The 18,332-nt window shown below is 63.0% G+C and carries 15 protein-coding genes and 3 pseudogenes; 13 read left to right on the top strand and 5 right to left on the bottom strand.

The genetic code is table 11. The features are described from left to right. Positions 1 to 30 precede the first annotated feature (30 nt). Positions 31 to 945 (top strand): ROK family protein, encoded by a 915-nt coding sequence (locus ACHMW7_RS27605; RefSeq protein WP_395448549.1) that lies wholly within the window; start codon positions 31 to 33, stop codon positions 943 to 945. Next, complete coding sequence (locus ACHMW7_RS27600; protein ID WP_395448548.1) at positions 938 to 1,663, top strand: copper homeostasis protein CutC; 726 nt, start codon at positions 938 to 940, stop codon at positions 1,661 to 1,663. Before ACHMW7_RS27605 ends, ACHMW7_RS27600 begins: the two co-directional genes overlap by 8 nt. Here ACHMW7_RS27600 and ACHMW7_RS27595 read toward each other — a convergent pair. The 3 genes and pseudogenes from ACHMW7_RS27595 to ACHMW7_RS27585 all read right to left on the bottom strand — a co-directional run bounded on the left by ACHMW7_RS27595 (position 1,660) and on the right by ACHMW7_RS27585 (position 6,516). Then, positions 1,660 to 3,217 (bottom strand): annotated as a pseudogene (locus ACHMW7_RS27595) (SpoVR family protein). The gene ACHMW7_RS27600 and the pseudogene ACHMW7_RS27595 overlap by 4 nt on opposite strands. A gap of 9 nt (positions 3,218 to 3,226) precedes the next feature. Next, positions 3,227 to 4,544, bottom strand: a pseudogene (locus ACHMW7_RS27590) (YeaH/YhbH family protein). A 22-nt stretch (positions 4,545 to 4,566) separates the two neighbouring features. Continuing rightward, positions 4,567 to 6,516, bottom strand: coding sequence for a PrkA family serine protein kinase (locus tag ACHMW7_RS27585; protein WP_395448547.1), 1,950 nt, complete (start codon positions 6,514 to 6,516; stop codon positions 4,567 to 4,569). A gap of 181 nt (positions 6,517 to 6,697) precedes the next feature. On the opposite strand from ACHMW7_RS27585, the gene ACHMW7_RS27580 reads away from it, so the two are divergent. The 11 genes and pseudogenes from ACHMW7_RS27580 to ACHMW7_RS27530 all read left to right on the top strand — a co-directional run bounded on the left by ACHMW7_RS27580 (position 6,698) and on the right by ACHMW7_RS27530 (position 17,565). Then, entirely contained in the window at positions 6,698 to 6,946 is a 249-nt protein-coding gene (locus tag ACHMW7_RS27580) for a hypothetical protein (RefSeq protein WP_395448546.1), read from the top strand. Further along, positions 6,921 to 7,352, top strand: a complete 432-nt coding sequence (locus ACHMW7_RS27575; RefSeq protein ID WP_395448545.1) for an OsmC family protein — start codon at positions 6,921 to 6,923, stop codon at positions 7,350 to 7,352. The genes ACHMW7_RS27580 and ACHMW7_RS27575 overlap by 26 nt, the downstream gene beginning before the upstream one ends. Positions 7,353 to 7,486: 134 nt before the next feature. Then, the gene (locus tag ACHMW7_RS27570; protein WP_395448544.1) at positions 7,487 to 8,437 is read left to right on the top strand and encodes a sugar-binding transcriptional regulator; all 951 of its coding nucleotides are present in this window, start codon (positions 7,487 to 7,489) and stop codon (positions 8,435 to 8,437) included. A gap of 202 nt (positions 8,438 to 8,639) precedes the next feature. Further along, positions 8,640 to 9,950: an ABC transporter substrate-binding protein gene (locus ACHMW7_RS27565; RefSeq protein ID WP_395448543.1), complete on the top strand. Its 1,311-nt coding sequence runs from the start codon at positions 8,640 to 8,642 to the stop codon at positions 9,948 to 9,950. A 93-nt stretch (positions 9,951 to 10,043) separates the two neighbouring features. Continuing rightward, positions 10,044 to 10,916: a carbohydrate ABC transporter permease gene (locus ACHMW7_RS27560; RefSeq protein WP_067965772.1), complete on the top strand. Its 873-nt coding sequence runs from the start codon at positions 10,044 to 10,046 to the stop codon at positions 10,914 to 10,916. Positions 10,917 to 10,926: 10 nt separating this feature from the next. Next, positions 10,927 to 11,751, top strand: a complete 825-nt coding sequence (locus tag ACHMW7_RS27555; protein WP_280224450.1) for a carbohydrate ABC transporter permease — start codon at positions 10,927 to 10,929, stop codon at positions 11,749 to 11,751. A gap of 21 nt (positions 11,752 to 11,772) precedes the next feature. Then, the gene (locus tag ACHMW7_RS27550; RefSeq protein ID WP_395448542.1) at positions 11,773 to 12,771 is read left to right on the top strand and encodes an ABC transporter ATP-binding protein; all 999 of its coding nucleotides are present in this window, start codon (positions 11,773 to 11,775) and stop codon (positions 12,769 to 12,771) included. Further along, on the top strand, positions 12,768 to 13,544 hold the full coding sequence (locus ACHMW7_RS27545) for an L-iditol 2-dehydrogenase (protein WP_395448541.1): 777 nt from the start codon (positions 12,768 to 12,770) through the stop codon (positions 13,542 to 13,544). The genes ACHMW7_RS27550 and ACHMW7_RS27545 overlap by 4 nt, the downstream gene beginning before the upstream one ends. Positions 13,545 to 13,718: 174 nt before the next feature. After that, the gene (locus ACHMW7_RS27540; protein WP_395448540.1) at positions 13,719 to 15,197 is read left to right on the top strand and encodes a mannitol dehydrogenase family protein; all 1,479 of its coding nucleotides are present in this window, start codon (positions 13,719 to 13,721) and stop codon (positions 15,195 to 15,197) included. 160 nt (positions 15,198 to 15,357) lie between these two features. Beyond that, positions 15,358 to 16,930 (top strand): annotated as a pseudogene (locus ACHMW7_RS27535) (FGGY-family carbohydrate kinase). Between the two features lie 65 nt (positions 16,931 to 16,995). After that, positions 16,996 to 17,565 carry an isochorismatase family protein gene (locus tag ACHMW7_RS27530; protein WP_395448539.1) on the top strand — a complete coding sequence of 190 codons (570 nt, stop codon included), beginning with the start codon at positions 16,996 to 16,998 and terminating at the stop codon, positions 17,563 to 17,565. Positions 17,566 to 17,577: 12 nt separating this feature from the next. Here the strand turns inward: ACHMW7_RS27530 and ACHMW7_RS27525 are convergent, their stop codons facing one another. After that, positions 17,578 to 17,742, bottom strand: coding sequence for a hypothetical protein (locus ACHMW7_RS27525; protein WP_395448538.1), 165 nt, complete (start codon positions 17,740 to 17,742; stop codon positions 17,578 to 17,580). Positions 17,743 to 17,911: 169 nt separating this feature from the next. Beyond that, positions 17,912 to 18,304 (bottom strand): hypothetical protein, encoded by a 393-nt coding sequence (locus tag ACHMW7_RS27520; RefSeq protein ID WP_395448537.1) that lies wholly within the window; start codon positions 18,302 to 18,304, stop codon positions 17,912 to 17,914. Positions 18,305 to 18,332: the final 28 nt, after the last annotated feature.

Below are 18,332 nucleotides of genomic sequence, written 5' to 3'. Positions count from 1 at the left end.
GCAGCATTCATCCATCCGGGAACTGATTTCATGCTTACCTGCTTCGACATTGGCGGTTCAACGATAAAAAGCGCCCGTGCGCGCTCGGCCGGCGAAATCGAGATCATCGACCGGGTGAAAACCCCGCTTGACGATTTTGGCGCCTTCACCGCGGTCATCGCCGAGCGCGTGGCGTCGGATCGCGGTCGTACCAAAGGCGTTTCGATTTCGATCGCCGGTGTTGTCGATCCTGCCACCGGCAGCCTGAAATGCGCCAACATTCCTTGCATTAACGGCCGCACCATCGCCGCCGATCTCGAAGCCGAGATCGGGCTGCCTGTGTCGATCGCCAACGATGCCGATTGTTTCGCCATGGCCGAGGCGACTGAAGGGGCAGGGCGTGGTCATGCCAATGTCTTCGGCATTATCCTGGGCACCGGTGTCGGCGGCGGCCTTGTCATCGACGGGCGCCTTGTCCGGGGCGCCGGCGGTTACGCCGGCGAGTGGGGCCACGGCCAGGCGTTGGCCACACGCGTGGGCACGCCACCGGTTGAGCTTCCGCATTTTGCATGCGGCTGCGGCCAGGCCGGCTGCGTCGACACCATCGGCGGCGCACGCGGAATGGAAAAGCTGCATCACTTCCTGTGCGACGAGGTGCTGTCGAGTACCGAAATCATCGACCGTTGGCGCGAAGGCGAGCCGAAGGCGTGCCGCACGATGGATGTCTACCTCGAACTGGTCGGCGTGCCGCTGGCGCTGACGATGAACATCATCGGCTCGTCCATCGTTCCGGTCGGTGGCGGTTTGTCGAACGTGCCCGAACTGATCGCTGCCCTCGACAACCAGGTGCGCAGCCGCACGTTGCGGCGTTCGCAAAGCCCACTACTGGTCAAGGCGGCCTTGACCACAGAGCCGGGCCTGATCGGCGCCGCCGCCGTCGGTTTCCAGGAGCTAGCCCATGTCTGAGAAAATCCTGCTCGAAGTCTGCGTCGACAGCCCGCAAAGCCTGGCTGCCGCGATTGAAGGCGGCGCCGATCGCATCGAGCTCTGCGCCGCGCTCGAAACAGGCGGCTTGACGCCGTCGCCCGGCCTGATGGCGCTTGCCGCCAAGGCGCCGATCCCGGTCTATGCGATGATCCGGACGCGGCCCGGCGATTTCGTCTTCGACGATGCCGACATGGCGACCTTGCTGGCCGACATCGACGCTGCGGGCGCTGCCGGGCTGGCGGGTGTCGTGCTCGGCGCCAACAGGCCGGACGGCTCGCTGGACCGCGACGTGCTTTCGCGACTGGCCGGCCACGCGAAGGGGCTGGGCATGACGCTGCATCGTGCCTTCGACCTTGCCGGTCCGGACTTTGCGAAGGCAGTCGAACTGGCCGTCGAGCTCGGCTTCGAGCGCATCCTGACTTCGGGTGGCGAGACCACGGCCCTGAAGGGCCTCGACGCACTGGCTCGGTGCTTCGATCACGCGCGCGGCCGCATCGCGATCATGCCTGGCTCGGGCGTCAATCTCGACACGGTGGGTGCTATCCAGGCGCGGCTGCCTTTGCACGAGATCCATTCATCGTGCTCGGTTGCGGTCGAGGCAACGAAGCTGAAGGCGCTGGAACTCGGCTTCGTCGCGCCACGACCGAAGCACACCGATGCCGACATCGTCAGGAGAATGAAAACCGCACTTGGCTAGACCTTCTCCGCAAGGTCCTTCGACGAGAATTCGTAGAGCGTCTTGTCGGTCGTGCCGTCCACGCCGACCAGGCTGACCTCGTGGCCCCAGAGGCGCTGGATGTAGCGCACGGTCTCGTTGCGCGTCTCTTCCACCAGCGTCACGCCATGATGCACGGTGTGCTTGATACGCAGCTTGCGATCGCCCTTGAGATCAGCGTCGACGGCCTGGATGTCGGGCTGCGTCACGCCGACATCGTAATTGTCGGCAAGGCGCGAGCGCACGCGCTCATAGCCGCGCTCGTCGTGGATGGCCGTCACCTCGTAGTACGGGTCGGAGGCTTCTTCCTGCAGCGAAAACAGCCGCATGTCGCGGATCAGGGCTGGGCTCAGGAACTGCCGGATGAAAGAACTCGTCGCGGTGTGTTGCCCAGGCGTCGAGCAGCGTGCCGCACCAATCGCCATTGCCGGCGAAATCCGGGAACCAGTCGCGATCTTCGGCCGTCGGCTGCGTGCAGATACGCTGGATGTCGCGCATCATGTTGAAGCCGAGCGTGTAGGGATTGAGGCCACCATAACGCGGGTCGTCGAAGCCGGGCTGGAACACCACGTTGGAGTGGTTCTGCAGCACCTCCAGCATCGTGCCTTCGCTGATCTGGCCCTTGTCGTAAAGGCTGTTCATGATGGTGTAGTGGACGAAGGTGGCGCAGCCTTCGTTCATCACCTTGGTTTGCCGCTGCGGGTAGAAATACTGCGCGATGACGCGGACGATGCGCAGGATCTCGCGTTGCCAGGCCTTGAGCACCGGGCTGTATTTTTCCAGGAAGTAGAGCAGGTTTTCCTCGGGATATTCGATCGCCGACTGGCGCTCCGACATATCCGTTTCGACCTCGCGCGGTGCTTCGGCTTCGGCTGCCTGCGGCAGGGTGCGCCACAGGTCGCTGAAGGTACGTTCCTCATGCTCCAGCCGCTCGCGGATGCGTGCCTGCTCCCTTTCGACCGATAGCCTCGGCCGCCGGCGATAGCGGAACACGGCTTGCGGCATCAGCGCGTGGGCGGCATCGAGAACGGCTTCCACGGCTGCCGGGCCATACCTCTCCTCGCAGCGCGCTATGTAGCTCTTGGCGAACTCCATATAGGCAAGGATCGCCCCCGCATCGGTCCATTGCTGGAACAGATAGTTGTTCTTGAAGAAGTGGTTATGGCCGAACGACGCGTGCGCGATGACAAGCGTCTGCAGCGCCATGGTGTTTTCTTCCATGAGGTAGGTGATGCAGGGATTGGAATTGATCACCAGCTCGTAAGCCAGCCCCATGCGGCCTTTGCGATAGAGATTGGACTCGTGGACAAAATGTTTGCCGAACGACCAGTGCTGGTACATCAGCGGCATGCCGATCGAGGAATAGGCGTCGAGCATCTGCTCGGACGAAATCACCTCGATCTGGTTGGGATAGAAGTCGAGACGAAGCTCTTTGACCGCGATCTCCTTGATCGCGTCATAGGCCCGCGACAGGTCGTCAAAGTTCCAGTCGGAATTCGTAAACAGCAGCGGCAATGTTTTTGAACGCTTTTCCAATGTGCATCCTCATCCGCGTTTTGCCGGCGCCGGCGCCTTGGCGAACAGCTCATGAAAGACGGGATAGATATCGGACGGCTTGGCGATGCGCGTCATCTCGAAGTTCGGCCATTCAGCGCTGACCTCGCGATAGGCGTTCCACAACGAGGTGCCGTTGTCGGCATGGCGGAACATCTCGCTTTCGCGCTCATCGATGATCTCGACATAGGCGTAATACTGGCACAGCCGCATCAGCGTGTTGTCGAGGATCGACACGCAGCGCTCGGAATCGTTGGGGGATGTTGTCGCCATCGGAGGCTTGCGCCGCGTAGATGTTCCATTCCTTGGCGGGATAGCGCTCGCGTATGACGCGCAGCATCTCGTCGAGTGCCGTGGAAACGACGGTGCCGCCGCTTTGGGTGCTGTAGAAGAACGTATCCTCGTCGACCTCGGACGCTTCATGCGTGTGGCGGATGAAGACGATGTCGGTCTTGGCGTAGCGCCGCTTGAGAAACAGGTGCAGCAGCACGAAGAAGCGCTTGGCGAGGTCCTTCTCGCGTTCGCCCATCGAACCCGAGACGTCCATCAGGCAGAACATCACCGCATTGGCATTGGGCACCGGCTGCGGCTCGAAACGGTTGAAGCGGATGTCGATGGGGTCGATGTAGGGGATCAGCTTGCGCCGGCGCGCGAGTGTTGCAAGTTCCTCGCGCAGGGCGACGATACGTTGCTGAATGGCGGCGCTCGGCCGCCTCTCACCCTCCAGCTTGGCGAGCTCCACCGCAACCGCGTCGATCTCGGTCTGCTTCGGGCGTCTGAGCGCGATGCGCCGGCCGAAGCTGTTGAACATGGTGCGCCCGACACTGATGCTGGTCGGGTTGCCGCTCATCGTGTAGCCGGCCCGGCGTGGCCTGAACGTCACCACTTCCTTGAGATTGAGCTTGACCAGGTCGGGCAGCTCGAGGTCCTCGAAGAACAGGTCGAGGACCTCTTCACGAGACAGCACGAACTGGAAATCGTCCTCGCCATCTCCCGATGACGAGGGGTCCGAGCCCTTGCCGCTGCCGGCGGCCGGACGCGGAATGCGGTCACCGGTGCCGAAGGTCTTGTTGCCGGGCAGGACCTCCTCCCGGCGGCCCGAATGTGGTGCGCGTTGGAATGTCGGCTCCCCGATCCCCTTGCGCGGGATCGGGATGACCTGGTCTTCCCCCACCGCATCGATCTTTCCGGACCTGACCCGTTCGTTGATCGCCCGTTTCAGCTCATCCCTGGCGCGCCTCAAAAAACGCTGCCTGTTGCCAAGGCTCTTGTCCTTGGGATTGAGGCGCCGATCGATGAAGTTCGGCATATGGATCCCCGCTCGCTCCCGGTCAGCCTGCCTTGTTGACCCGCATGTACCAATCGACGAGCCGCCGGACCTGGCGCTGCGTGTAGCCGCGCTCGGTCATGCGTTCGACGAATTCGGCATGCTGCTTCTCGGTGGTGCTGTCGCGCTTGGCACCGAAGCTGATCACCGGCAACAGGTCCTCGACCTGGCCGAACATCCGCTTTTCGATCACCTCGCGCAGCTTCTCGTAGCTCGTCCACGACGGGTTGCGGCCATTGTTCTTGGCGCGGGCCCTGAGCGTGAACTTGACCACCTCGTTGCGGAAGTCCTTCGGGTTGGCGATGCCGGCCGGCTTCTCGATCTGCGACAGCTCGGAGTCGAGAATGCCGCGGTTGAGGATTTGGCCGGTGTCGGGATCCTTGTAGTCCTGGTCCTCGATCCAGGCGTCGGCATAGGCGATATAGCGGTCGAACAGGTTCTGGCCGTACTCGCTGTAGGATTCGAGATAGGCCTTCTGGATCTCGTGGCCGATGAACTCGGCATAGCGGGAAGCGATCTCCGACTTGATGAAATCGAGATAGGAGGATTCGATCTCGCCCGGGAACTGCTCGCGCTTGATCGCCTGCTCGAGCACATACATCAGGTGCACCGGATCGGCTGCGATCTCCTTGGTGTCGTAGTTGAAGGTCTCCGACAGCACCTTGAAGGCAAAGCGCGTGCTGACGCCATTCATGCCTTCGTCGACGCCGGCGGCATCGCGATACTCCTGCATCGACTTGGCCTTGGGGTCGACGTCCTTGAGGTTCTCGCCGTCATAGACGCGCATCTTGGTGTAGAGCGGCGAGTTCTCATGTTCGCTCAACCGTGTCGACACGGTGAAGCGGCTCAATATGTCGAGCACCTCAGGCGCGCATGGATTGCTCACCAGTTCGCTTTCGCGCAATAGCTTTTCGTAGATCTGGCGCTCTTCGGTGACACGCAGGCAGTAGGGCACCTTGACCACCAGGATACGGTCGAGGAAGGCCTCGTTGTTGCGGTTGCTCTTGAACTGCAGCCACTCGGATTCGTTCGAGTGCGCCAGCACGATGCCCTGATAGGGGAAGGCGCCGAAACTCTCGGTGCCGTTGTAGTTGCCTTCCTGGGTCGCGGTCAAAAGCGGATGCAGCACCTTGATCGGCGCCTTGAACATCTCGACGAATTCGAGAAGGCCTTGGGTCGTGCGGTTGAGGCCGCCGCTGTAGGAGTAGGCGTCAGGGTCGGCCTGGCTGAAATTTTCCAGCTTGCGGATGTCGACCTTGCCGACAAGCGCCGACACGTCCTGGTTGTTTTCGTCGCCGGGCTCGGTCTTGGCGATGCCGATCTGGCGCAGCCGCGACGGCGTCAGCTTGACGACGGAGAATTTCGAAACGTCGCCGCCGATTTCTTCGAGCCGCTTGGCGGCCCAGGGCGAAATCAGGCCAGTTAGCCGGCGCCGGGCGATGCCATATTTGTCTTCGAGCAGGTCGGCCATGCGTTCTGGATGGAACAGGCCGAGGGGTGATTCGAAAATCGGGCTGAGCTGTCCGCCGACCTTGAGCGTATAGATCGGCCGCTCTTCCATCAGCTTCTTCAGCCGCTCGGCGAGCGACGACTTGCCGCCGCCGACGGGGCCGAGCAGATAGAGGATCTGCTTGCGTTCCTCGAGCCCTTGCGCGGCGTAACGGAAGTAACCGACGATCCGCTCGATCGTGTCTTCCATGCCGTAGAACTCGGCAAAGGCTGGATAAATCTTGATTGTTCGGTTGGCGAAGATGCGCCCCATGCGGGGGTCTGCGCTGGTGTCGATCAGCGTGGGCGCGCCGATGGCGTCCACCATTCGCTCGGCCGCAGTCGCGTACATCGCTGGCTGGTCGCGGCAGGCGAGCAGATATTGCTGTAGGCTCATCTCCTCGGTGGTTTGGCTGCTGTAGATTTCCGAGAAGAGATTGAAGACGTCGGATTCACGTGTTTGCATGGCACCCTCACAATGCCGAAGTCGGTTGGGAGTGTAACACCACTTCGACCTTTTGCCTTCCTCTCAACTTCCCTGAACAGCCAAAGTTCCGCACAGAATGTCGTGATCGAACATTTAGTTTGCATGCGTGGAATTGTGGCGCGGCATGGCCTTCGATTTGCCGCGGTAGGAGCCCGATTTCATGGGCATGCATCACGGCTCTTCTCTCAACTTTCGGCTGCACTGGACGCAACCTCTCGAACACACGGCTGCCGCAGGCAACAAGTTTCGGCCCGCTGCCCGCGACAATTATTCCGGCTCAAAAAGCTTGCCTGCGTGGCTGGGCACTCGACGCTTTGGCCTGCATCCGGTTATGAACTTGGACCGCACGATCGCGGAACATTTTGCATGGAAGGATGGCTGTCATGAAGGCACGCATCAAATGGGTTGAGGATCGCACCTTCGTTGGCGAGTCCGGCAGCGGGCACAAGATCGTGCTTGGAACGTCCAGGGAGCCGGGCGGTCAGACGCCGGGTCCAAGCCCGATGGAATTGATGCTGATCGGTGCCGGCGGCTGCTCGGCTTATGACGTCGTCCACATTCTGGAGAAGGGGCGTGAGGCGATCGAGGACTGCACCGTCGAGCTCGACGCCGATCGTGCTGAAACCGACCCCAAGGTGTTCACCCGCATCCACATGCATTTCGTGGTCAAGGGCCGTGGCCTCGCGCCGGCCAAGGTCGAGCGTGCCGTCAGCCTGTCGATCGAGAAATACTGCTCGGCGTCCGCCATGCTCGCCAAGTCGGCAGTGCTGACCCACGACTTCGAGGTCGTCGACACCTCAGCTGCAACGAACTGACGTTTCATCCTGCTGCCGTCTTGCAGGCGGCAGGATGCCCGACCAGGTGCGCGAGCAATTGACGCCTTGTCGAGCAATTGCGCAATTCCGAAAACCCTGCGAAACTGTCTCGGCAGATTGAAGAGGCGTGACGCATGAGTTCCCGGAGCGAAAACCCAAGGCTTGACGAGGCCGCCCGCGCCGGCTGGCTCTATTATGTCGCCGGCAACACCCAGGACCAGATCGCAACGAAGCTTGGCGTCTCACGCCAGACGGCGCAGCGGCTGGTTTCGCTCGCCATGTCCGAAGGCCTGATCAAGGTGCGGGTCGACCATCCGATCGCCAGCTGTCTCGACCTTGCGGCGCGGCTGCGTTCGCGTTTTGCGCTCGACCTTGTCGAGGTCACGCCGAGCGATCCGGATTCGTCGTCGACGACGATCGGCATTGCCCAGGCTGCGGCCGCAGAGATCGAGAAATGGCTGCGCAAGCCAGAGCCGATCGTCATGGCGATCGGCACCGGCCGCACGCTGAAGGCGGCGATCGAGCAGCTGCCGCCGATGGAGTGCCCGCATCACAAGGTGGTCTCGCTGACCGGCAACATCTCGCCGGATGGTTCGGCGGCGTTTTACAACGTCATCTTCACCATGGCCGACACCATCAAGGCGCGCAGCTTTCCCATGCCCTTGCCGGCAATCGCCTCGTCTTCGGAAGAGCGCCGCATGCTGCACAGTCAGCCGCTGATCCAGCCGACGCTGGCGCTCGCCGCACAGGCCGACGTCACCTTTGTCGGCGTCGGCGACATGGGTCCGCAGGCGCCGCTCTACGAGGACGGCTTCATCTCCGAAGCCGAACTCAAGGCGCTGCAGAAAGCCGGCGCGGTCGGCGAGATCGTCGGCTGGGCCTTCGACCGCGACGGCAAGCTGATCGACGGCATCACCAATGACCGCGTCGCTTCCGCGCCGCTGCCATCGCGCGAGCGCTCCCTGGTGGTGGCGCTCGCCATGGGCGAGCGCAAATTGCCCGGCATCCAGGCTGCGATCACCCGTCGCCTCGTCAACGGCCTGATCACCGACGAGCGCACTGCGGCCGGCCTGCTCGCTAGCTGATCTGAAGCTTCAGCAAGCCGTCGCCCGCCGCGTCGGGCTTGTCGTGCGCGCCCCTCAAATCCCAGCATTCATGGCCTGTGCCTGCCGCCTGCGCGGCGGGCCCCGTCGTCGCATCGAGATTCCTGCTTGACATAAATCATATCAGATGAATAATTGCTCACAGCCGAGGCAAATGCTCACTTTGGCTTTTGGGAGGAATTTGATGAAACTGAACACGCTCTTTCTGGGGCTGTGCGGAGCGAGCGCGCTTGCGTTTGCCGCCCACGCCGAGACCATCACCATCGCCACGGTCAACAATGGCGATATGGTCCGCATGCAGAAGCTGACGGACGATTTCACCACCAAGAACCCCGACATCCAGCTCGAGTGGGTCACGCTCGAAGAGAACGTGCTGCGCGAGCGCGTCACCACCGACATCGCCACCAAGGGCGGTCAGTATGACGTCATGACCATCGGCACCTATGAAGTGCCGATCTGGGCCAAGCAGCAGTGGCTGCTGCCGCTCGACAATCTCGGTGCCGACTACGACGCCGCCGACATCATCCCGGCCATCGCCGGTGGCCTTTCGGCTGACGGCAAGCTCTATGCCGCGCCCTTCTACGGCGAGAGCTCGTTCGTCATGTACCGCAAGGACCTGATGGAAAAGGCGGGGCTGACCATGCCCGACGCGCCGACCTGGGATTTCATCGCCGACGCGGCCCGCAAGATGACCGACCGCGCCGCCGACATCAACGGCATCTGCCTGCGCGGCAAGGCCGGCTGGGGCGAGAACATGGCCTTCCTGACCGCCATGTCCAACTCCTTTGGCGCGCGCTGGTTCGACGAGAAGTGGCAGCCGCAGTTCGACCAGCCCGAATGGAAGAATACACTCCAGTTCTACGTCGACCTGATGAAGGATGCCGGCCCGTCCGGCGCCTCCTCAAACGGCTTCAACGAGAACCTGGCGCTGTTCCAGCAGGGCAAGTGCGGCATGTGGATCGACGCCACGGTCGCGGCCTCCTTCGTCTCCAATCCGAAGGACTCGACCGTCGCCGACAAGGTCGGTTATGCGCTGGCGCCGGACACTGGTCTTGGCAAGCGCGGCAACTGGTTGTGGGCATGGTCGCTCGGCATTCCGGCCGGCACGCAGAAGGCTGAAGCGGCGCAGAAGTTCGTCGCTTGGGCTACCGGCAAAGGTTACCTCGACCTCGTCGCCTCGAAGGAAGGCTGGGCCAACGTTCCCCCGGGAACGCGCAGCTCGCTTTATGCCAATCCCGAATACCAGAAGGCCGCGCCCTTCGCCAAGATGACGCTGGACTCGATCAACTCGGCCGACCCGACCAAGCCCACTGTCAAGCCGGTGCCGTATGTCGGCGTGCAGTTCGTCGCCATTCCCGAGTTCCAGGGGCTGGGCACGACCGTCGGCCAGCTGTTTTCGGCAGCACTCGCTGGCCAGTCGAGCGTCGATGACGCGTTGGCCGCGGCTCAAACCACAGCGGTCCGTGAGATGACCCGCGCCGGTTACATCAAATAGGCAGATCCTCCCTGCCTGGCCGTCCGGCCTCCCAGTCCGGACGGCCCCTTTCGGTGACCTGAAACCTCATCTGTCCGAACCGGGGTGATCGCCATGGCTACTCGACAGACCAGCTCGCTGGCGCGCCTGATGATGGCGCCCTCGGTGATCCTGCTCTTCATCTGGATGATCGTGCCGCTGGCGATGACCCTGTGGTTCTCGTTCCAGAACTACAATTTGCTCAATCCGGCCAATGTCAGCTTTGCCGGCCTGTTCAACTACAAGTTCTTCTACACCGATCCGGCCTTCTTCCAGTCGATCTGGAACACGTTGGTGCTGGTGGTCGGGGTCTTGTTGATCACGGTCGTTGGCGGCATCGCGCTGGCGCTTTTGCTCGACCAGCCGATGTTCGGCCAGGGCATTGTCCGCATCCTGGTGATCTCGCCCTTCTTCGTCATGCCGCCGGTGGCGGCACTGGTGTGGAAGAACATGATCATGCACCCCGGCTACGGCGTTTTCGCCGACATCGCCAAATTCTTCGGCGCCCAGCCGGTCGACTGGTTCGCGCAATACCCACTGTTTTCGATCATCATCATCGTCGCCTGGCAGTGGCTGCCCTTTGCGACGCTGATCCTGCTCACCGCGCTGCAATCGCTCGACGGCGAGCAGAAGGAAGCCGCCGAGATGGATGGTGCCGGCTTCGTCAGCCGCTTCATCTACCTGACGATCCCGCACATTTCGCGCGCCGTCACAGTGGTCATCCTGATCCAGACCATCTTCCTGCTCGGCGTCTATGCGGAAATCCTGGTCACCACCAATGGCGGCCCGGGCTACGCCTCGACCAACCTGCCGTTCCTGATCTACCGCACGGCACTGCTCGGCTACGACGTCGGCGGCGCTTCGGCCGGCGGCATCATCGCGGTCATCCTGGCCAACATCGTCGCCTTCTTCCTGATGCGCGCCGTTGGCAAGAACCTGGACAAGTGAGGAGGTACCGATGGCCCGCGCAGTTTCGACAAGACGCAAGATCGGCTTCACCGTCGCCGCCTGGGTGGTTGCGCTGCTGATCTTCTTCCCGATCCTCTACACCATCATCACCAGCTTCAAATCTGAAACCGAGGCGATCGCCGGCTTCAGCCTGATCCCGTCAGGCACGCTGGAGAGCTATGCCGAGGTCCAGGCCCAGAGCAACTATTTCAAGTTCTTCCTGAATTCGGTGATCATCGCCGTTGGCTCGACAATCCTCGCGCTGGTCGTCGCTGTCCCTGCCGCATGGTCGATGGCGTTTTCGCCGACCAAGCGCACCAAGGACATCCTGATGTGGATGCTCTCCACCAAGATGATGCCCGCGGTGGCGGTCCTGGTGCCGATCTATCTGATCTTCCGCGACACGCATCTGCTCGATACGCGCATCGGCCTCACCGTCATGCTGATGCTGATCAACCTGCCGATCGTCGTGTGGATGCTCTACACCTACTTCCGCGAGATCCCGGGCGAGATCCTCGAGGCCGCGCGCATGGACGGCGCCACGCTTTGGGGCGAGATCGTTTATGTGCTGACGCCGATGGCCGTGCCCGGCATCGCCTCGACAATGCTGCTCAACATCATCCTGGCATGGAACGAGGCGTTCTGGACCATCCGCCTGACCACCACCAACGCGGCGCCGCTGACCGCCTTCATCGCGTCCTTCTCCAGTCCGCAGGGCCTGTTCTGGGCGAAGCTTTCGGCGGCCTCGACACTGGCCATCGCACCGATCCTGATCATGGGCTGGTTCTCCCAGCGCCAACTCGTCCGCGGCCTCACTTTCGGCGCCGTGAAGTAGTCGACCCCGCGGGAGGAAACCATGGGAAACATCAATCTCAAGAAAGTGTCGAAGTCCTTCGGCGCAACGACAATCATCCCGGAGATCGATCTCGAGATCGAAGACGGCGAGTTCGTCGTCTTCGTCGGGCCGTCGGGTTGTGGTAAGTCGACCTTGCTCAGGCTGATCGCCGGGCTGGAAGACACCTCCGCCGGCACGATCAACATCGATGGCCGCGACGTCACCGGCGAAGCCCCAGCCAAGCGCCGGCTGGCGATGGTGTTCCAGTCCTACGCGCTCTATCCGCACATGACCGTCTACAAGAACATCGCATTCCCGTTGAAGATGGCGGGCGAGGATGCGGCGGCCATCGACAAGAAGGTCAAGGACGCGGCGCGTGTCCTCAACCTGACCAACTATCTCGAGCGCCGGCCCGGCCAGCTCTCGGGCGGCCAGCGCCAGCGTGTCGCCATCGGTCGCGCCATCGTGCGCCAGCCCTCGGCCTTCCTGTTCGACGAGCCGCTTTCAAACCTCGACGCCGCCCTGCGCGGCACGATGCGCCTCGAGATCAGCGAGCTTCACCACCAGCTCAAGACGACGATGATCTACGTCACCCACGACCAGGTCGAGGCGATGACCATGGCCGACAAGATCGTGGTGCTGAATGCCGGCAACATCGAGCAGGTCGGCTCGCCGATGGAGCTCTACAAGACGCCGAAGAACCTGTTTGTCGCCGGCTTCATCGGTTCGCCCAAGATGAACCTCATCGATGGCGCGCCGGCGGCCAAGCACGGCGCAACGACAATCGGCGTCAGGCCCGAACATCTCGGCATTTCGACCACCGCAGGCGAATGGAAAGCAATCGTCGGTGTCGCCGAGCATCTCGGCTCCGACACCTTCCTGCACGTCCAGGCCGATGGCGTTGGGCCGCTGACCGTCCGCGCCGACGGTGAACTCGGCGTGCGTCATGGCGATACGATCTTCCTCACCCCGAGCCCGGTCAAGATCCATCGCTTCGGCGCCGATGGGAGGGCCATGTGAGCGGCAGGCTGAAGGGCAAGTCGGCGCTGATAACCGGTGCCGCGCGCGGCATCGGCAGGGCGTTCGCCGAGGCCTACATCAGTGAAGGGGCCGTGGTTGCCATCGGCGACATCAATCTCGACGCCGCGATGAAGACGGCGGCCGAAATCGGCCCGTCGGCCTATGCCGTCAGCCTTGACGTCACCAAGCAGAGCTCAATCGAGGCCGCGATCAAGGTCGTGGAGCAGAAGACCGGCGGGCTCGACATCCTGGTCAACAACGCCGCCCTGTTCGATCTCGCGCCGATCGTCGAGATTTCCAGGGCAAGCTACGACAAGCTGTTTTCGGTCAATGTCGCCGGCACGCTGTTCACCATGCAGGCCGTCGCCCGCTCGATGATCGAGCGTGGCAAGGGCGGCAAGATCATCAACATGGCGAGCCAGGCCGGGCGTCGCGGCGAAGCGCTCGTCGCCGTCTATTGCGCCACCAAGGCCGCCGTCATCAGCCTGACCCAGTCGGCGGGGCTCGACCTGATCAAGCATGGCATCAACGTCAATGCCATCGCCCCCGGCGTGGTCGAGGGCGAGCATTGGGAGCATGTCGACGAGCTGTTTGCGCGCTACGAGAACCGGCCCCGGGGCGAGAAGAAGCGCCTCGTCGGTGAGGCCGTTCCCTTTGGCCGCATGGGCACCGCCGAGGATCTCCTGGGCATGGCGATCTTCCTCGCCGGGCCGGAGAGCCAATACGTCGTCGCCCAGACCTACAACGTCGATGGCGGCAACTGGCTGAGTTGAATTCAACGCTCCTCTCCCCGTTCACGGGGCGAGGATGCCGGCAGGCAGGTGAGGGCAGCGAGAACCTTCGAGATTTCGCTCTGCCCCTCATCCGGCCCTTCGGGCCACCTTCTCCCCGTAAACGGGGCGAAGGGATCGGAGGCGCTTGCGCCGAACAACAGAAAGCGTCGAACCATGACCGTGAAGCTCTCCCTCGCCACACTGCCGAATTTGCCCGCCAAGGTCGCGCGTCCCCACTACGACCGCGCATCGCTCAAGGCTGGCATCGTCCATTTCGGCGTTGGCAATTTCCACCGCTCGCATCAGGCCGTCTATCTCGACGAACTGTTCAATGCGGGTGTCGGCCATGACTGGGCGATCGTCGGTGCCGGCGTGTTCGATGGCGAAAAGGTTGGTCGTGCCAGGCTGGCCGAGCAAGACTGGCTGACGACAGTGGTCGAGCAGGACAGCGGTCATATCGGCGCCCGCGTCACCTCTGTCATGGTCGATTTCCTGTTGCCCGGGGACGGCGCTGCCATCATCGAGCGCTTGGCCGATCCGGCGATCCGTGTCGTCTCGCTGACCATCACCGAAGGCGGCTATTTCATCGATCCGGCGTCCGGCCTATTCAACCCGACCCATCCCGATATCGTCGCCGACGCGCAAGCCATCGCAACGCCCCGAACGGTGTTCGGCATCATCCTCGCCGGCCTCATCCGCCGCCGCCAGGACGGCATCGTGCCGTTCACGGTAATGTCCTGCGACAACATTCCCGGCAATGGCCACGTCACATCTGACGCCATGGTCGGGCTGGCGCGACTGGTCGACGAACCCTTGGCCGACTGGGTTCGCGAAAATGTCGCCTTTCCCAACAGCATGGTCGACCGCATCACCCCTGCGACCACCGACCGCGAGCGTGCCATTCTCGCCAGCGAGTTCGGCGTCGAGGACAATTGGCCGGTCTTCTGCGAGCCGTTCAAGCAATGGGTGATGGAGGACCATTTCACCGACGGACGTCCGGCGCTGGAAAAGGTCGGCGTCCAGTTCGTGCATGACGTGGCGCCCTTTGAGTTGATGAAGATCCGCATCCTCAATGGCGGGCATGCCACCATTGCCTATCCCGCCGGGCTGATGGACATCCATTTCGTCCACGAGGCGATGGAGAACCCGCTTGTGCGCGCATTCCTCGCCAAGCTCGAACGCGAGGAGATCATGCCGACCGTGCCGTCAGTGCCGGGCGTCGTGCTGGAGGAGTATTGCCAGCTCATCGAGCGCCGCTTCGCCAATCCCAAGATCGGCGACACGGTGCAGCGTCTGTGCCTCGACGGTTCCAACCGGCAGCCGAAATTCATTATCCCGACGATATCAGATCGGCTCAAGGCAGGCGCCGGCATCACAGGCCTCGCGCTCGAATCCGCGCTCTGGTGTCGATACTGTTTCGGCACCACCGACTCCGGTGCCATCATCGAGCCCAACGACCCAAACTGGGACCGGTTGCAGGCAGCGGCCAAAACAGCAAAAGATACCCCTGAGAGCTGGCTCGCCATGGAAGACATCTACGGCGATGTCGGCAAGTCGGCGCCCTTCGCCACAGCCTTTGGCGATAGCCTCGACATGCTCTGGCAGCTGGGCACGCGGGAGACATTGACGCGCTATCTCGGCGATCGCCTCTGAACCAAATCCAGGTCGCTGCTGACCGCTGGAATTGGTCATGGCGCGCATATAGACTGCGCGTCATGGTGTTGATCAGCGCATTGTTGCAACGGGTAAAATCGCCGCCGGCAGGGCCCGGCGACGGCTGTCCAAGCGGGCCGTTCGGGGCGTCGTCGTTGTGATGGCGGCTTATCTGTGTGCGGTCGACGTCGGCACCGGCAGCGCACGCGCCGGCATCTTCGATGCATCGGGCAAACTGCTCGGACGCGCCGAAAACCCCATCGCCATGAACCGTTCGGCCTCCGGCCAATGCGAGCACGATTCCGAACAGATCTGGTCGGCAGTCTGCGTGGCTGTGCGCAGTGCCCGTGCGGCGGCCGTCGTCGACCCGGCCGAAATCGTTGGCATCAGCTTTGACGCGACGTGCTCGACGGTGTTCCGCGGCAGGGCCGGCGAGCAGGTCGGCATTTCGAGCAATGGCGAGCAGCGTTGGGACACCATCGTCTGGCTCGACCATCGCGCATTGGCCGAGGCCGACGAATGCACTGATACCAGCCACGAGGTGCTCGGCTATGCCGGCGGGGTGATGTCGCCGGAGATGGCGACGCCCAAGCTGATGTGGGTCAAGCGTCATCTGCCACAGAGCTGGGCCCGGACCGGCCAGCTTTTCGATCTCGCTGATTTTCTCGGCCACAAGGCATGCGGTTCGCTCGCCCGCTCGCAATGCACGCTGACCGCCAAATGGACCTATCTCGCCCATGAGCGCGAAGGCTGGCGTCACGATTTCTTCGCTGCGGTCGGTCTCGGCGACATCTTCGATCATGCTGCCTTGCCGCATCGCGCAAGCCCTGTCGGCGCCGATCTTGGCCCGCTCACGTCGGCTGCCGCCGAAGCGCTCGGCCTGACCATCGCATGCCGTGTCGGTGCCGGCATGATCGACGCCTTTGCGGGTGCCATCGGCGTCATCGGCGGCCTGTCCGGCATCGAACGCCACCTTGCGCTGATCGCCGGCACTTCGAGCTGCGTCATGGCGATGTCGCCCGAGCCGCGGGCATTTGCCGGCGTCTGGGGGCCGTATTTCGGCGCCGCCCTGCCCGATCTCTGGCTGAGTGAAGGCGGCCAGTCGGCGACGGGCGCGCTGCTCGACCACATCATCCGCTGGCACGGCGCCGGTGGTGAGCCTGATGTCGCAATGCACCGGCGCATCACCGAGCGCATCATGGAACTGCGCGGCGCCGAGGGCCTCGACCTCGCCGGCCGCCTGCATGTGCTGCCCGATTTCCATGGCAACCGCTCGCCGCTGGCCGATCCCGCATGCGCTGGGCGTGATCAGCGGGCTGGCGCTCGATTCGTCCTTCGACAGCCTGTGCCGGCTCTACTGGCGCACAGCCGTTGCCATAGCGCTCGGCCTTCGCCATGTGCTCGACGCGCTTAACGCCAATGGCTACGGCATCGACACGCTGCACGTCACCGGCGGCCACACCCGCAATCCGCTTTTGATGGAGCTCTATGCCGACGCCACTGGGTGCACCGTCGTTGAACCGCTTGGCGGCGATGCCGTGCTGCTGGGGACGGCCATGGCTGCGGCCTCTGCTGCCGGGCTTTATCCGAGCCTTACCGAAGCTTGTGCCGCGATGCGCCAGGAGGGTCGCGCGCGCCAGCCCAATCCATCGGCGCGTCCACGCTTTGACCGCGACTACCGGGTGTTCCTCGAAATGCACCGCCAGCGCAAGGCACTCGATGACATTGTCTGAGCCGGTCACCATATGCCTCTCATTCGGGTGAGGGGCCATCGGTGCAAGCAGATCGGGGAGTTGACATGGACGAGGTGCCGACCGCCGACGTGTTGGTCGTTGTCGACGTGCAGAGCGCCTTTGTCTGCGGCGCTGAAGCGGTCCCGGATCATCCAAGGCTTCAGGCAGCGGTGGCGCTGTTGCTCGAGCAGGCACGCCTTGCGCGCGTGACGGTCATCTTCATCCAGAATGACGGAATGCCGGGCGCTGTCGACGAACCGCACAGGCCGGGATGGGAGCTGCACTTTGCCCCGCTCCCAGGCGAGCATGTGGTGCGCAAGACGGGTGACGACGGCTTCGACGGCACCGGGCTGAACGAACTGCTCGCGGCTTCCAGCGCGAGCGTCCTTGCCATCTGCGGCACGCTTTCCGAGATGTGCGTTGCCGCGACAGCCCGGACTGCGATGGCCATCGGCTACGGCGTGATCCTGCCGCATGACGGCCATGCAACCTATGATGTCCCGCCCGGTCCGGGCGGCTCCCCGGGTGTTCCCGCGCGCATGGCGGCGCGGGCGGCGGAATGGTCGCTCGGCGATGAAGTAACGATTGTGGCTTCGGCGAGCGATGTCAGCTTTGCCGGCCACCAAGCGGGCTAGCTGCCCGGAACTTCATTCCACCTGGTCGTCTTCGGCCACTGGCCGATCGCGCTGCTGAGCAGCATCGCTCGATTTCCTGTGCTGCGCCGCTGCCGTCTTGCGGATGAAATCGAACCGGTTTTCGTCGGTATCAGCCGGCTTCGGCAGCGTATCGGTCTTCTTTGAAAATTTGATCATGGGCGAAATCCTATCCTGCTGAAGCCGAGGAGCCCGCCGGGAAATGCCCTGGCGGCGGCAGCACTAGTCTTTCGAGACGAAAATCAGGCCGGTTCGAAAATCCGCAGAGTGCAAACTGTCCGCGCCGAGTGTGCGTTTTCGGCGCGGACGTCACGGGTCTCGGCAGATCTTAGGCCGCGAGTGCTGTGGCGCAGCCGATGGAAGCGCGCCGGTCGGGAGCGGTCTCTCCCGGCATGGTTGCCCAGCCGCCGGTCTCGACGAACTTCTGCCTGTCATAACCGACGGACTTGGCCTTCAGTTCGGTCAGCTTTGCCGCTGCATCGGGTGCTGCGTTGAACCGCTCGACGCATATGGTCGAGGCGAGCTGGCCGCGCGCCACGTCGCCGGCCGTCTGCGCAAGTGTCTGCGAGGTGCCGCCGGTGACCCAGCCGCCCCAGCTGAAGCCGATGATCATCGTGGCGACGGCGGTGCCGACGCATGTCCAGACAAGCGTTGATTTGGACGGCTGGTAGTTCTCCCAACGTGCGGCGAGGGACTGCTTCTGGTTGCTCTGCATAGCCATGGAAACGTTCCTTGTTGATGGGTGGGCA

Origin of the sequence: Aminobacter sp. UC22_36 (assembly GCF_044056035.1) — a bacterium.
Lineage (GTDB): Bacteria > Pseudomonadota > Alphaproteobacteria > Rhizobiales > Rhizobiaceae > Aminobacter.
This window is presented reverse-complemented; position numbering and strand designations above follow the sequence as displayed.

Coding starts and splice junctions, on each gene's coding strand:
- ACHMW7_RS27540 (WP_395448540.1), top strand. CDS start 13,719: ATGACCGTGAAGCTCTCCCTCGCCACACTGCCGAATTTGCCCGCCAAG.
- ACHMW7_RS27585 (WP_395448547.1), bottom strand. CDS start 6,516: ATGCAAACACGTGAATCCGACGTCTTCAATCTCTTCTCGGAAATCTAC.
- ACHMW7_RS27560 (WP_067965772.1), top strand. CDS start 10,044: ATGGCTACTCGACAGACCAGCTCGCTGGCGCGCCTGATGATGGCGCCC.
- ACHMW7_RS27525 (WP_395448538.1), bottom strand. CDS start 17,742: ATGATCAAATTTTCAAAGAAGACCGATACGCTGCCGAAGCCGGCTGAT.
- ACHMW7_RS27605 (WP_395448549.1), top strand. CDS start 31: ATGCTTACCTGCTTCGACATTGGCGGTTCAACGATAAAAAGCGCCCGT.
- ACHMW7_RS27520 (WP_395448537.1), bottom strand. CDS start 18,304: ATGGCTATGCAGAGCAACCAGAAGCAGTCCCTCGCCGCACGTTGGGAG.
- ACHMW7_RS27580 (WP_395448546.1), top strand. CDS start 6,698: ATGGGCATGCATCACGGCTCTTCTCTCAACTTTCGGCTGCACTGGACG.
- ACHMW7_RS27600 (WP_395448548.1), top strand. CDS start 938: ATGTCTGAGAAAATCCTGCTCGAAGTCTGCGTCGACAGCCCGCAAAGC.
- ACHMW7_RS27550 (WP_395448542.1), top strand. CDS start 11,773: ATGGGAAACATCAATCTCAAGAAAGTGTCGAAGTCCTTCGGCGCAACG.
- ACHMW7_RS27575 (WP_395448545.1), top strand. CDS start 6,921: ATGAAGGCACGCATCAAATGGGTTGAGGATCGCACCTTCGTTGGCGAG.
- ACHMW7_RS27565 (WP_395448543.1), top strand. CDS start 8,640: ATGAAACTGAACACGCTCTTTCTGGGGCTGTGCGGAGCGAGCGCGCTT.
- ACHMW7_RS27555 (WP_280224450.1), top strand. CDS start 10,927: ATGGCCCGCGCAGTTTCGACAAGACGCAAGATCGGCTTCACCGTCGCC.
- ACHMW7_RS27570 (WP_395448544.1), top strand. CDS start 7,487: ATGAGTTCCCGGAGCGAAAACCCAAGGCTTGACGAGGCCGCCCGCGCC.
- ACHMW7_RS27530 (WP_395448539.1), top strand. CDS start 16,996: ATGGACGAGGTGCCGACCGCCGACGTGTTGGTCGTTGTCGACGTGCAG.